The sequence below is a fragment of the Allorhizobium ampelinum S4 genome (genome assembly GCF_000016285.1).
GTDB classification, from domain to species: domain Bacteria; phylum Pseudomonadota; class Alphaproteobacteria; order Rhizobiales; family Rhizobiaceae; genus Allorhizobium; species Allorhizobium ampelinum.
In genome coordinates, this window is the sequence record NC_011989.1 from 1,574,917 (window position 1) to 1,587,480 (window position 12,564).

Annotated in this window: 13 protein-coding genes; 4 read left to right on the plus strand and 9 right to left on the minus strand. The window is 55.0% G+C overall.

All coding sequences use genetic code 11. From position 1 onward, the window contains the following. Nucleotides 1-5: 5 nt before the first annotated feature. The 6 genes from AVI_RS07430 to AVI_RS07455 form a co-directional block, all read right to left on the minus strand. Complete coding sequence (locus AVI_RS07430) at nt 6-563, minus strand: acyloxyacyl hydrolase (protein ID WP_015915784.1); 558 nt, start codon at nt 561-563, stop codon at nt 6-8. Between the two features lie 150 nt (nt 564-713). After that, nucleotides 714-1,100, minus strand: a complete 387-nt coding sequence (locus tag AVI_RS07435) for a hypothetical protein (RefSeq protein ID WP_041696481.1) — start codon at nt 1,098-1,100, stop codon at nt 714-716. Nucleotides 1,101-1,144: 44 nt separating this feature from the next. Continuing rightward, nucleotides 1,145-1,819, minus strand: coding sequence for a phosphoribosylformylglycinamidine synthase subunit PurQ (gene purQ / locus AVI_RS07440; protein ID WP_015915786.1), 675 nt, complete (start codon nt 1,817-1,819; stop codon nt 1,145-1,147). A gap of 196 nt (nt 1,820-2,015) precedes the next feature. Then, complete coding sequence (gene purS / locus AVI_RS07445; RefSeq protein WP_015915787.1) at nt 2,016-2,258, minus strand: phosphoribosylformylglycinamidine synthase subunit PurS; 243 nt, start codon at nt 2,256-2,258, stop codon at nt 2,016-2,018. Nucleotides 2,259-2,274: 16 nt separating this feature from the next. Next, nucleotides 2,275-3,039 carry a phosphoribosylaminoimidazolesuccinocarboxamide synthase gene (gene purC / locus AVI_RS07450; RefSeq protein WP_015915788.1) on the minus strand — a complete coding sequence of 255 codons (765 nt, stop codon included), beginning with the start codon at nt 3,037-3,039 and terminating at the stop codon, nt 2,275-2,277. A 295-nt stretch (nt 3,040-3,334) separates the two neighbouring features. Then, a complete protein-coding gene (locus tag AVI_RS07455; protein ID WP_015915789.1) occupies nt 3,335-3,895 on the minus strand; it encodes an RBBP9/YdeN family alpha/beta hydrolase in 561 nt (186 codons plus the stop codon). Between the two features lie 142 nt (nt 3,896-4,037). Between AVI_RS07455 and AVI_RS07460 the strand changes: the two genes are divergently transcribed. After that, nucleotides 4,038-5,708, plus strand: a complete 1,671-nt coding sequence (locus tag AVI_RS07460; protein WP_015915790.1) for a tannase/feruloyl esterase family alpha/beta hydrolase — start codon at nt 4,038-4,040, stop codon at nt 5,706-5,708. Between the two features lie 814 nt (nt 5,709-6,522). After that, a complete protein-coding gene (locus AVI_RS07465; protein ID WP_187152380.1) occupies nt 6,523-7,431 on the plus strand; it encodes a GGDEF domain-containing protein in 909 nt (302 codons plus the stop codon). Nucleotides 7,432-7,541: 110 nt separating this feature from the next. Here the strand turns inward: AVI_RS07465 and AVI_RS07470 are convergent, their stop codons facing one another. Both AVI_RS07470 and AVI_RS07475 read right to left on the minus strand, forming a co-directional pair. Beyond that, a complete protein-coding gene (locus AVI_RS07470; RefSeq protein WP_015915792.1) occupies nt 7,542-8,165 on the minus strand; it encodes a glutathione S-transferase family protein in 624 nt (207 codons plus the stop codon). A gap of 202 nt (nt 8,166-8,367) precedes the next feature. Beyond that, complete coding sequence (locus tag AVI_RS07475) at nt 8,368-9,582, minus strand: NADP-dependent isocitrate dehydrogenase (RefSeq protein WP_015915793.1); 1,215 nt, start codon at nt 9,580-9,582, stop codon at nt 8,368-8,370. A 222-nt stretch (nt 9,583-9,804) separates the two neighbouring features. Between AVI_RS07475 and AVI_RS07480 the strand changes: the two genes are divergently transcribed. Both AVI_RS07480 and murI read left to right on the plus strand, forming a co-directional pair. Next, the gene (locus tag AVI_RS07480) at nt 9,805-10,665 is read left to right on the plus strand and encodes an RNA methyltransferase (RefSeq protein ID WP_015915794.1); all 861 of its coding nucleotides are present in this window, start codon (nt 9,805-9,807) and stop codon (nt 10,663-10,665) included. Further along, the gene (murI, locus tag AVI_RS07485) at nt 10,634-11,455 is read left to right on the plus strand and encodes a glutamate racemase (protein ID WP_080516968.1); all 822 of its coding nucleotides are present in this window, start codon (nt 10,634-10,636) and stop codon (nt 11,453-11,455) included. The genes AVI_RS07480 and murI overlap by 32 nt, the downstream gene beginning before the upstream one ends. Nucleotides 11,456-11,485: 30 nt before the next feature. Here the strand turns inward: murI and AVI_RS07490 are convergent, their stop codons facing one another. Beyond that, nucleotides 11,486-11,947: an SRPBCC family protein gene (locus AVI_RS07490; protein ID WP_041697873.1), complete on the minus strand. Its 462-nt coding sequence runs from the start codon at nt 11,945-11,947 to the stop codon at nt 11,486-11,488. Nucleotides 11,948-12,564: the final 617 nt, after the last annotated feature.

Sequence of the window (12,564 nt, forward strand, 5' to 3'; positions counted from 1 at the left end):
GATCGTCAGAATTTATAACCGACCATCACGCCCGCCCGGGTCATCCCATCATTTGGATCGCAGAGATCGGCGTTTGAAGCGTGCTCGATCTGCCCCATGATGCTCCAGGTCTTGTTGATGCGGTAGCCGAGCGCCGCATATTCGCGAAACAGCACGCGGCAGCCAAGATCCGGGCCGTTGCGGTGTTGCTCATCAATGGCGCCATCATGAATGACGCCGCCAAAGCCTGCTTCGATAAAGGTTTTGGAGGAGAAGATGTCCGTCGTCCAGCTGAAGCCGGCATAGATCTGATTGTTGAGGCTGTCGCCACCGATTTCTCCGCCGACATGAACCCTTGGCCGTGCGAGGCTGTCAAGGAAACCGGAGGCGGAATCGCGGGAGAATGGGTCGAACAACATGGTGACTTCACCGGCCCCGCCATGTTCATGGCCCTGGATCGAGGTGACGGCCCCGAAACGCAACTCGTCAAAAACAGTGTCGCCAGCAAATGCGGATTGGGTGGTGATCGTAAACAGTAAAAGGCCGGTCAAGGCCGGTGCTTTTATCGAAGACAGCGCAATCATTATTATTCAAATTCCTCGTTCGAATCCCGATGATTCGCCGAGGTTTAATTTGCCAATTTTTCCAAGCAAACGCAGTGTCAAAATCGCCACGCTGGACATTTATCGCAGCGGGCAAGGCGATGTAGCGCGCTTCAATGTTTCATCGAAACATTAATGGCAGGCTGACGATCCGTTTGCCCAACGCCTGACGTCGGCGGAAATACGGCCTGACAGAGGCTCGTTCATCACGGGTCCAAAGGCCTGAAGCCTAGCGGGCGTGCCTTGCGCCATGACCACCAGCAGGGGACGGATGTCGCCACTGCCCTTGCGCACCAGAAGAATGCGCGGCTGGCCTGAATAGGAGGTCAGTTCGGCATCCATGCGATAGGATTTGAAGGCCGGATCTCCGGACTTGAACCAGCAGGATGAGGCGCTGACCATAACCCGCTCCATCACGTCAAGGGCGCTTTGCGGTTTTACGGCGGCAGGCGGCGTCGGCTTGCAAGCACCCAGCATGGCGAGACCCGCAAGGGCGATCATAAGAAGTGGCTTGCGCATGGGTGAATCCGAGTCCGGTTTTAAATTCAAATCAACAACCGGTCTCAGGCTGCGGCGACGACGTCGAGAGCGGACGCAAACAGGCCCCGACCGTCATTGCCGCCATGGGCGGCTTCGATCAGGTTTTCCGGATGCGGCATCATGCCCAGCACATTGCCATTGGCGTTGATCACGCCAGCAATATTGTTGAGAGAGCCATTTGGATTGGTGCCTTCGGCGTAGCGAAACACCACCTGGCCATTGCCTTCGATGGATTGCAGTGTGTCGGGGTCAGCAAAATAATTGCCGTCGTGATGGGCGACCGGGCAGCGGATGATCTGGCCTGCAGCATAAGCGCGGGAGAAATCTGTATCGTCATTGACGACTTCCAGCTTCACTTCGCGGCAGACAAATTTCAACGACGCATTGCGCATCAGCGCGCCTGGCAGCATGCCGGCTTCCAGCAGGATTTGGAAACCGTTGCAGACACCGAGAACCTTGACGCCTTGATCGGCTTTGGCCTTGATGGCCTGCATGACCGGCATGCGCGCGGCAATGGCGCCGCAACGCAGGTAGTCGCCATAGGAAAAGCCGCCGGGAATGACGATGAGGTCGACATCCGGAATTTCGGTTTCCGTCTGCCAGATGGTGACGGGTGGGGTGCCGGAAATCTTGGTCAGAGCCGCGATCATATCGCGGTCACGGTTCAGGCCGGGCAGTTGAACAACGGCGGATTTCATGGCGTCGGCTCCCAATTGACTGTCTGCTCCAGACACTTCTGGGTTGATGTTTCAACCAGACGACCTCTGGATCTCTTGTGATGTCATTTGCCTTGGAAAGATCGGCTTGCGTTCTTCCCAAGGTAAATCCCAAAGCATCATGCGTCTTATTAAGCGCATTGCCGCATTGCCGTCCCCGTCACCGGGAACAGTCCGTTCAATCGATCGAGATCGCGTAATTTTCGATCACGGTATTGGCCAGCAGCTTTTCGCACATGGCTTTCAATTCCGCTTCTGCTGCGGCCTTGTCGGCGGTATCGAGCGACAGGTCGAAAACCTTGCCCTGGCGGACATGGTTGACGCCACCGAAGCCGAGCGCGCCGAGCGCTCCTTCGATAGCCTTGCCTTGCGGGTCCAGAACGCCGTTTTTCAACGTAACGGTGACGCGAGCCTTAATCACGAATGTGTCTCCAGAACTACTTGACCAGAACCGGGCCGGTGCCGCGAACGGGTTCGTTTTCATTGATGATGCCGAGACGGCGTGCCACTTCCTGATAGGCTTCCAGCAGCCCGCCCATATCGTGGCGGAACCGGTCCTTGTCCAGTTTTTCGTGGGTTTCGACGTCCCAAAGGCGGCAGCTGTCGGGCGAAATCTCGTCGGCCAACACGATGCGCATCATGTCACCTTCGTAGAGGCGGCCGCATTCGATCTTGAAATCGACCAGCTGAATGCCAATACCGAGGAAAAGCCCGGAAAGGAAGTCATTGACGCGGATGGCCAGTGCCATGATATCGTCCAGCTCAGCCGGATTGGCCCAGCCAAACGCGGTGATATGCTCTTCCGAGACGATCGGATCTTCCAGCGCATCGGACTTGTAATAGAATTCGATGATGGAGCGCGGCAGAACCACGCCTTCCTCGATGCCGAGACGCTTGGACAGGGAACCGGCGGCGACATTGCGCACAACGATTTCCAGCGGGATGATTTCCACTTCCTTGATCAGCTGCTCACGCATGTTGAGGCGACGGATGAAGTGGGTGGGAATGCCGATCTTGTTCAGATGCGTGTAGACATATTCGCAGATGCGATTGTTCAACACGCCTTTGCCGTCGATAACATCATGCTTTTTCTTGTTGAAGGCTGTTGCATCATCCTTGAAAAACTGGATCAGCGTGCCCGGCTCAGGACCCTCGTACAGGATCTTGGCCTTGCCTTCGTAAATACGGCGGCGACGGTTCATGACGGTTTGTCTCTATTGTTGGCGTCGCACAAGGGACGCTCTGTGTCACTGGTTGAGGCGGTCCATAAAGGAAAACGCGGCTTTTCACAATCCGGCTCTTGCCCCTTCCTTGTTTTTCTGGTCGCGCCCTTGTTCGGGTGCGTCCCTACTGACTGCCTGCTTCCTCCCGAACAATCCCCAATGCAGATATTATCGGCCAGGGAGAATCGCGATCCGTCACAGCAGCCCAGGATATTATCTTTAGCACAGCGGTGCCGAACCACGAAATCCATGGCCGTAGAAAGCCATGGATAAGTCAGTCCTCGGCGGAAAGCTTGCTGAGAAACTGAGCAAACACCATGGTGCCTTCCGGCCAGGGACCATGACCGGACTCGGCATTGAGATGGCCTGCCTCGCCTGCATCGACGACAAGTCCTCCCCAAGCCTTTGCAATATCCTCGGCATGGTCATAGGTGCCAAACGGATCGTTGCGGCTGGCGACGATCAGTGTTGGAAAAGGCAGGGGCGTACGGGGATAGGGACCGAACGTCATCAGGTGGCGGGGCCGGATTGCCGAATTGGCCACGTCCGGCGGCGCCACGAGAAAGGCACCGGCCACCTTGCGTTGGAAATGCGGCACGGCATGCACGATCGTTGGCACACCCAGCGAGTGGCCCACCAGCACGACAGGTTTTTCGGCACGGTTGACCTCTTCCACCAGCCGCTTCACCCAATCTTCCCGGACAGGCTTTGCCCATTCGGCCTGCTCAACGCGGCGCGCGGTGGACAATTTGCCCTCCCAACGGCTTTGCCAATGGTCCGGCCCGGAATTGGTATAGCCGGGAACGATCAAAATTTCTGCTTGCGATGCCTTCATGCCGCTTATCTGCGATCCGTAGCGCCTTGCGTCAAGAGTATGAGCGCGTCAAGGACAAAAGAAAATGGTTTGTCTTGCCTACCAATATTGACGGGGGCCCACGGACGGGATTACCTTGCCCGGCATATTCTGGGAGGAATTCATGTCAATATTTGCTGTGCGGAGTGCCGTGTTTACGGCTCTGATTTTTCCATTATTTATGTATGCATCGGGCGCCTATGCCGCCGTCACATGCGGCGATATCAGCAATAGCGGCGGGCATCCGCCCGAATTGACCATAACTGAGGCAAAATCCGTTTCTGGCAATGCCGAGATGCCGCGCAGCCATTGCCTGATCCAGGGGGAGCTGGCGGCTCACCAGGGTATTGACGGCAGAGCCTATGCCATCCACTTCGAAATGCGGCTTCCGGACGATTGGAATGGCCGTTTCGTCCATCAGTTCAACGGAGGCAATGACGGCAAGGTTTTGGCCGCCACCGGCCCGTTGCTTGGCGGCAACAAGGCGGACAATGCGCTCAGCCGTGGCTATGCGGTGGTCTCCAGCGATGCCGGTCATGACGAGGCGGCTTTTTCCGATAAAGGGCTCGCCGGTTCAGCTGCCTTTGGCTTCGACCCGGTCGCCCGCCAGGATTATGGCTACAGTGCCGTCGCCAAGCTCAATCCTTTGGCCATGCAACTGGTGGAACAGTATTATGGACAAAAGATTGCCTTTCGCTACGGCATCGGTGGCTCGAATGGTGGCCGCCATGCGCTGATGGCCGCCACAAGGCTGCCGGAGCAATTTGATGGTCTGCTGGTCGGCTATCCTGGTTTCAATTTGCCCAAGGCTGCTCTTCAGCATGCCTGGGACGTGCAGTCCTGGGCCAAGGTCGATCAGGATATCGCCAAAGCCTTTTCTCCCGCCGACATGGCGCTTCTTGCTAAGGGCATTCTTTCCGCCTGCGATGCCTTGGATGGTCGGGTCGATGGGGTTGTCGGCAATGCGGATGCCTGCCAGAGCCGTTTCAATCTCGCCTCCCTAGCCTGCAAGGCTGAAAAACAGCCGGATTGTCTTAGCCAGAACCAGATCGCCGCGCTTCGTGCCAGCCATGCAGGCCCGAAAAACAGCAAGGGCCATGCGCTGTACAGCAATTGGGATTGGGACCCGGGCATGGGGTCTGCCAATTGGCGTCTTTGGAAATTGCAGAGTCCTGTTGCCGCTTGGGGCGGCAAACCGATCATTGCTGTGATGGGGGCGGGTTCGCTGGCTCAGATCTTCACCACGCCGCCCGTGCCGGTTAATGGAACGCCGGAGGATCTGCAAAAGTTTTTGCTCGACTTTGATTTCGACCGGGATGCGCCGAAGATTTTTGCAAAATCAGGCCCGTTCACGGAATCCGCTGCAGATTTCATGATACCGCCCGGTAGCGCCAATCCGCATTTGAAGGCATTTAAAGCGGCGGGCCACAAGATGATTGTTTTTCATGGCAATGCCGATCCGGTATTTTCAGTGCTCGATACGGTCAAATGGTATCGCAAACTCGACAGTAATAACGGTCGCAAGGCGGGTGATTTCGTCAAATTCTACCGTATTCCCGGCATGCCACACGGGGCGGGTGGCCCCTCATACGACGATTTCGATTTCTTCACACCGCTTGTCGCCTGGGTGGAGAAGGGCGCGGCACCCGGTCCGGTATCAGCAGGGATCACCAAGGACAACAAGGAGGCGTCAGCACTGACGCCAGGGCGCTATCTTTACTGCCCCTATCCCCTGGTTACTCATTACGATCAAGCCGCCGCTGGCTCGGATGCTGTCCACTTCAAATGCCGTTAAGATAAATGAAAACATCGGACCGGGAGCTAGCTTTCCCCTTTCCAGGCCGATAGCGGCTTTGTTATGAAGGCATCGCGCATTTTCACATGCGCGATGCCTTCATGATTTTATAAATCATTCAGTCGTCCGTTTAGGTCGAGATTCTACGTGACTGACGTTGCACGTATTGGTAGTTTTTCTTAATATTGATTTATGTCTTCTGTTGAGCAGGCAAAAGCAATCATTGGGCGATTAATTTTAAAATAAACCAATAGATAGAATTACTGATCCATAATTTAGTTTATTTTCCAGCTGTATTGCCGATTTTTAAGTCGAATTCTCTCCGTATGAGAGAAATTGGATCGAATATCAGTGGCCAGTGGATTTTTAGTGAGCGACGGGCGATAATTGTAAATATTATTTAAGGTCACTGGGTGCAGAAATATTTCTTCTCCGCAGGGGTGGGGCGTGACAAGGCAACCGTATTTTGGGTTAACATCTCTTGGTTTTACTCTTCAATATTCCAACGCTGATGATCTGCCTCTTGGTCGGATGGACCTTGAATTCTGTCCTGATGAGCATCAGTTGGTTTTTCGACCGTAAATCCAACCAGTTGGGTATGTGGAGTATCGGTTTTTGGTGTGTTTCAATCGGTACATGCTTGCAGGCTTTGCGCGGTATCGTTCCTGAATCTCTTGGTATCGGGGTTGGTGGAGCACTGGTGCTTTTGGGGTCCGGACTGGTGTGGGTTGGGTTTCGGATCTTCGATGGATTTTCCCGTTCCCGATGGTTTGTGGTCGCAATAACTGCGATTTGGCTCCTATGCTATTTTGGAGTGAAGATTTTTTCCGCCAATCCGGATTACAGAATCGTCCTCTACACAATTTTGACTGTTGCGCAGCTCAGCGCTTTGGTCGCTTCGATTTGGTCCGGGTGGAAGCGTGACCATTTTCCAGTTCGCCTCGTCATTATCTTCATGCTGCTGTCCTACGGCTTCGTCATGTTGATGCGCATTCCGCTGGTGATGATCTGGCCGGTGACCGAGATTGGTGGCGTTGCCCAAACGCCATGGGTTCCGGTTGTTACCTTTATTTTATACGTCAACAGCCTTGGGCTGGGGATTGGCATTTTTGCGCTCAGCAGCCACCGAAGCCTCATGCAGTATAAGCATGCCTCCGAGATCGACATGCTGACCGGTGTTCTCAATCGCCGCGCTTTCTATGAGCGTGCCCAGTCACAAATGCACAAGAATGCCGGTGTTCTGGCGTTGATCGATCTCGATCATTTCAAATACATCAACGATGCGCATGGACATGCCGGAGGGGACGCAGCCTTGTGTGCCTTCGGGAAAACGATGATCGAGCAACTCGATGCGAACATGGTGTTTGGCCGGCTTGGCGGGGAAGAGTTTGCTTTGTTCATGCCGCAAATGACAGGTGGTGAAGCGCTGTCCTTTTGCGATGGGTTGCGGCAATCCGTTGCCCGGCTCACCACACCCTGGCGTGACGCGACAATCACCATGACCATCAGTATCGGCATGCATGAGGTGGTCAAAGCTGGCGCGGATCTGGATGCGGTGTCTCTTCGGGCGGATGCAGCGCTTTACCAGGCTAAGGATCAGGGACGGGATCGTTGTATTTTGAGCGCTGCGGAGGAAGCCGTGGCGCAGAAACCGGAGGAGGGGATGGCGGCCGTCATCGCGCTTACCGGTGCAAAACCAGCGGCGGTACCTGAACTATCGTGATGTGTTGAAAATTGCTGGTAAGGGGAATGCCAAGCGCCATCTTTGAGGGCGCTTGGCAAATTCTTTTTCATCAGAGGTCCGATGTGTTCAATCGGATCTGAAACTCACGGTCATGCGGTGGCTGCTGCCTGGGCTTCGGCGTCGATTTCGCTCGCACGGCGGTAGGCATCGCGATCGGTCATCCGGGCAATGTAATCGGTAAAGACCGGACGTGCTGGCACGCTGTTGACCCTCAACGAGAAGGACAGATGCGATGCAAGATAAAGATCGGCAGCGCTAAAGCTTTCGCCAGCGATATACGGGCCCGCGGCAATTGCCGAAGCAACCACATCCATCATGGTATCGATACTGCCATAGCCAACCATACCGCGGCGTTCATCGGGGACGGCAAAGCCACAGGCCTGGCCAATGACGGCGGCTTCCACCGGACCTGCAGTGAAGAATAGCCAGCGATAATAGTTGCCGCGGTTGCCAAGATCAGGGGCAAGGCCTGCCTCAGGAAAAGCATCGGCCAGATAGGCAAGAATGGCTGGCGTTTCCGTCACCACCGTTTTGCCGTGGCGGATAGCCGGGACTTTCCCCAGCGGGTTGATGGTGGTGTAGTCAGCCGCCTTCATCGCGGGACCATAGGCGACCAGTTCGGTCTGATAGGGTTGGCCGATCTCCTCCAGCATCCAGCGAACGATGCGTCCTCTGGACATGGGATTGGTGTATAAAACGACTTGCTCGGTCATGGTACTCTCTTCCCCATAAAATCATAGAATACGAAGGCGCAAAGACGCTCACGGATCTTCGCCTGACAAGAATTTCGAATATCCCAAATGTGTGAAAGGCTTAAGATATTCGACAATAAAATACGGAAAGTCATTTTCAATGGCTCTCCCTATAACGCGAAAACCCGGCGCGATGGCCGGGTTTTGCAAAACGTGTGACGGCTCAGGCAGCCATTGCAGCCCGGAGGTTTTCATCGACCTTGTCGAGGAAAGCAGTGGTCGACAGCCACGGCTGGTCGGGACCGATCAGCAGCGCCAGATCCTTGGTCATGTAGCCAGCTTCGACAGTGTCAACGCAGACCTTTTCAAGGGTGAGGGCGAACTTGGCCAGCTCGGCATTGTCGTCCAGCTTGGCGCGGTGCGCGAGGCCACGGGTCCAGGCAAAGATCGAGGCGATGGAATTGGTCGAGGTTTCCTGGCCCTTCTGGTGCTGGCGGTAGTGACGGGTCACGGTGCCGTGCGCGGCTTCGGCTTCGACCGTGCGGCCATCCGGCGACAGCAGAACCGAGGTCATCAGGCCGAGCGAGCCGAAGCCCTGCGCAACCGTGTCCGACTGGACGTCGCCGTCATAGTTCTTGCAGGCCCAGATATAGCCGCCGGACCATTTCAGTGCAGAGGCAACCATGTCGTCGATCAGGCGATGCTCATAGGTAATGCCGGCGGCGTCGAACTGAGCCTTGAATTCGGCCTGGTAGACTTCCTCGAAAATATCCTTGAAGCGACCGTCATAGGCCTTCAAAATGGTGTTCTTGGTCGACAGATAGACCGGCCATTTGCGCATCAAACCGTAGTTCATCGAAGCACGGGCGAAGTCGCGAATCGAATCATCCAGGTTGTACATGGCCATGGCCACACCTGCGGACGGTGCGTCGAACACGTCCTTCTCGATCACCTGGCCGTCTTCGCCGACGAACTTGATGGTCAGCTTGCCCTTGCCGGGGAATTTGAAGTCGGTTGCCTTATACTGGTCGCCGAAGGCATGGCGGCCGACGACGATTGGCTGGGTCCAGCCGGGGACGAGGCGGGGAACGTTTTTGCAGATGATCGGCTCGCGGAAAATAACGCCGCCGAGGATGTTGCGGATCGTGCCGTTCGGGCTTTTCCACATTTCCTTCAGGTTGAATTCCTTCACGCGGGCTTCGTCTGGCGTGATGGTGGCGCATTTGATGCCGACGCCGTGCTTTTTGATGGCGTGGGCGGAATCGATCGTCACCTGGTCATTGGTTGCATCGCGGTTTTCTACCGAGAGGTCGTAGTATTCAATCTCGAGATCGAGATAGGGAAGGATCAGCTTTTCCTTGATGAACTGCCAGATGATACGGGTCATTTCATCGCCGTCGAGATCGACGACCGGGTTGGCAACCTTGATCTTTTGCATAAGTCTTCCTCATCGATAGGGCGGCTTTAATTCGACCGCGTCTCTGTCCATATGACCGGAGTTGCCTATAGCATTCTCGCAAGCCAAGGCAAACAGGAAGCCGCGTGTGGACTTCATTTTAGCTTGAGCGCGCTTTGCCTTCCGCCTCTTGCATTTTGGGCTGTTTATGCCCATGCAGACGTAAATTTGCAGGGTTAAGTGAATAATTGCAGGAAAGGCGCCATGGCAGGCACAAACAGCGAGCGCGAGCTTATCGCCGAGGGACCGGCGATTATTCTGGTGGAACCGCAATTGGGCGAGAATATCGGCATGGTGGCCCGCGCCATGGCGAATTTCGGGCTGGCGGAGCTGCGTCTGGTCAATCCGCGTGACGGCTGGCCCTCGGAAAAAGCCCGGTCCGCCGCATCCAAGGCCGATCATGTCATCGATGGTGCCAAGCTTTACGATACGCTGGAAGAAGCACTGGCCGATCTGAATTTCGTCTACGCGACCACGGCTCGCCAACGGGACAATTTCAAGCCTGTTGCCTCGCCGGTGACGGCGGCCTCAACTTTGCGAACCCGGTTTCTGGCTGGTGAAAAAACCGGAATTCTGTTCGGGCGGGAAAAATCCGGCCTGAAGAATGAGGATGTGGCTCTGGCCGATGAAATTGTCACCTTTCCGGTCAATCCTGCTTTTGCGTCGCTGAATATCGCTCAGGCTGTGCTGCTGATGTCTTATGAGTGGATGAAATCCACCATGGAAGATGTCACCCAGACGCCGTTTCAGGGCGTCGACCAATTGCCTGCCAGCAAGGAGGAAGTTATCGGCCTGTTCGAGCATATGGAGGATGCACTTGATGCAAGGGGATATTTCCGGCCGATCCATAAAAAAGCACGAATGATCGACAATCTGCGCGCTGTGCTGACGCGACGTGGTTTCACTTCACCGGAAATCAATGTCATGCGTGGCGTGGTCTCGTCACTCGACCGGTTCTCCCGCCGCAATCCGCGCGGCGCTGGAGCGCCTTTGGAGGGCGACGCAGTGGACGGCATTGAGAGGGACGAAGCTGATGGTAGCGGGCATGAACGAGATCAGGACTAAACTAAAGCCGATTCTGGTGTTTGATTCCGGTATTGGCGGCTTGACTGTCCTGCGTGAAGCCCGGGTTCTGATGCCGGAGCGTGGCTTTATCTATATCGCCGACGACGCTGGTTTTCCCTATGGCAATTGGGAGGAGGAGCCGCTTAAAGCGCGGATCGTCTCCTTGTTTGCCTCTCTTCTGGCGCAATATGATCCTGAGGCGGTGATCGTTGCCTGTAGTACGGCCTTCACGCTGGCCGGTGCCGCGCTACGGGAAGCCTTTCCCGGTATGCGCTTCATCGGCACCGTCCCCGCCATCAAGCCTGCCGCAGAGCGTAGCCGGTCCGGCCTGATTTCCGTGCTGGCAACCCCTGGCACCGTCAAGCGCGCCTATACCCGCGATCTGATCCAGTCCTTTGCCAGCCAGTGCGAGGTCAACCTTGTCGGCTCTCAACATCTGGCCCGGCTTGCTGAGGCCTATATTCGCGGTGAGTCGGTGGAAGAGGCAGTGCTGAAGGCGGAGATCGCGCCGTGTTTCATCGAAAAACAAGGCGCGAAGACCGATATCGTCGTGCTCGCCTGTACCCATTATCCGTTTCTTGCCAACGTCTTCCGCAAACTGGCTCCCTGGCCGGTGGATTGGCTTGACCCTGCGGAAGCCATCGCCCGCCAGGCGCGGCGTCTGGTGCCTGTTGTGGACGAGGGCGCGCATTCGGACGACTATGATTTCGCGGTTTTCACGTCGGGCCAGCCGGTATTTTCCACCCATCGGCTGATGCAGGGTTTTGGCCTGCGCGTGGCAGCAGGCTGACGTTTGTTACGGAAATAGCCAGAAGCTAAATTATCGCGTTCGCGCGTGTAGGCTCTCAGTCAATTGTTCGACCAGGCAGGCAAGCTGTCGCAGACATTCGTCCCAGGCCAGTCGGACTCCCTCTTGCGATACCGTATCCGGAATACCGGATTGAACGATTGACAGGTCCGTTCCTCTTGCTGTCGGTTTCAGCTGGATGACGGTCTCAACCCGCGCAGTCCAGAACGGGTCATCCATTCTTTCTGTGTAGCGAATGCGCTCATTGAGGACCAATTCATCGAATTCGCCAATCATCACGTAACTTAAATCTGACGTGGTGCTGCTAAAACGAATCCTGTAACCGCCACCTTCGCGTCCATCGAAATGAAGCGGTTGGCAGGTAAAGTCCTTCCTCTGCATCCATTGTACAACAGCCTGCTCGTCAAGAAACGCTTTATAGACGCGACTGATCGGAGCCTGGATGAGTTTATCAACGCGAATGGAAAATGCCATTCCGAGACCTTTCGCGCCCATAGGGCTATAGGTGTTCTTAAAAACAGTAGATATTCAAGGTTGTTTCATCGTTTTGGAAGTGGATACACTTTAAACAGCACCCGTCCGGTGTTGCGGCGATCTTTATAGGACGCCATGCGAGGGTCAACTATCTAAAGATTTCAAACTATTTTTTTTTGTTATTTCGTCTCACGCGAAATGCGATGCCGAGGCTAAGTCGCTAACGTTGAATTATTTAGAAGTGGGCTTTAATTATCCAGATAAAAACTATTGAGCATTCAACGTGTTATTGCGATTTTTATCAAATCGGACCTGCTTGAAGAACACCAATATCTGGAAAATCTAGAGTGCTACAATGACACAGAAAGCGCGATGTCATTATCGGAAAAACACCAAAAATGCTTCATCGTTTTCAAGCGAAGGCAGGCAACCTGGTCTTTGTAGGGCTCATCCTAGGGTTGTTTTTCTTGATAAATGTCAGTTATTCGCGGCAAATATTGTATGAATGTCTTCTGATGTTGGCTTTTGGTGGCGTCTTGAATTTTTGTCCGGTTCAATTGCCGCTTTATATCGATGCTCCACACGCTCGCGCATTCTCACCCTCAAGAGGGTGCAAA

Excerpts from the sequence above, each read along its gene's own strand:
- AVI_RS07430 (WP_015915784.1), bottom strand. The coding sequence starts at position 563 with ATGATTGCGCTGTCTTCGATAAAAGCACCGGCCTTGACCGGCCTTTTA.
- AVI_RS07435 (WP_041696481.1), bottom strand. The coding sequence starts at position 1,100 with ATGCGCAAGCCACTTCTTATGATCGCCCTTGCGGGTCTCGCCATGCTG.
- purQ (WP_015915786.1), bottom strand. The coding sequence starts at position 1,819 with ATGAAATCCGCCGTTGTTCAACTGCCCGGCCTGAACCGTGACCGCGAT.
- purC (WP_015915788.1), bottom strand. The coding sequence starts at position 3,039 with ATGAACCGTCGCCGCCGTATTTACGAAGGCAAGGCCAAGATCCTGTAC.
- AVI_RS07455 (WP_015915789.1), bottom strand. The coding sequence starts at position 3,895 with ATGAAGGCATCGCAAGCAGAAATTTTGATCGTTCCCGGCTATACCAAT.
- AVI_RS07460 (WP_015915790.1), top strand. The coding sequence starts at position 4,038 with ATGTCAATATTTGCTGTGCGGAGTGCCGTGTTTACGGCTCTGATTTTT.
- AVI_RS07470 (WP_015915792.1), bottom strand. The coding sequence starts at position 8,165 with ATGACCGAGCAAGTCGTTTTATACACCAATCCCATGTCCAGAGGACGC.
- AVI_RS07475 (WP_015915793.1), bottom strand. The coding sequence starts at position 9,582 with ATGCAAAAGATCAAGGTTGCCAACCCGGTCGTCGATCTCGACGGCGAT.
- AVI_RS07480 (WP_015915794.1), top strand. The coding sequence starts at position 9,805 with ATGGCAGGCACAAACAGCGAGCGCGAGCTTATCGCCGAGGGACCGGCG.
- murI (WP_080516968.1), top strand. The coding sequence starts at position 10,634 with ATGGTAGCGGGCATGAACGAGATCAGGACTAAACTAAAGCCGATTCTG.
- AVI_RS07490 (WP_041697873.1), bottom strand. The coding sequence starts at position 11,947 with ATGGCATTTTCCATTCGCGTTGATAAACTCATCCAGGCTCCGATCAGT.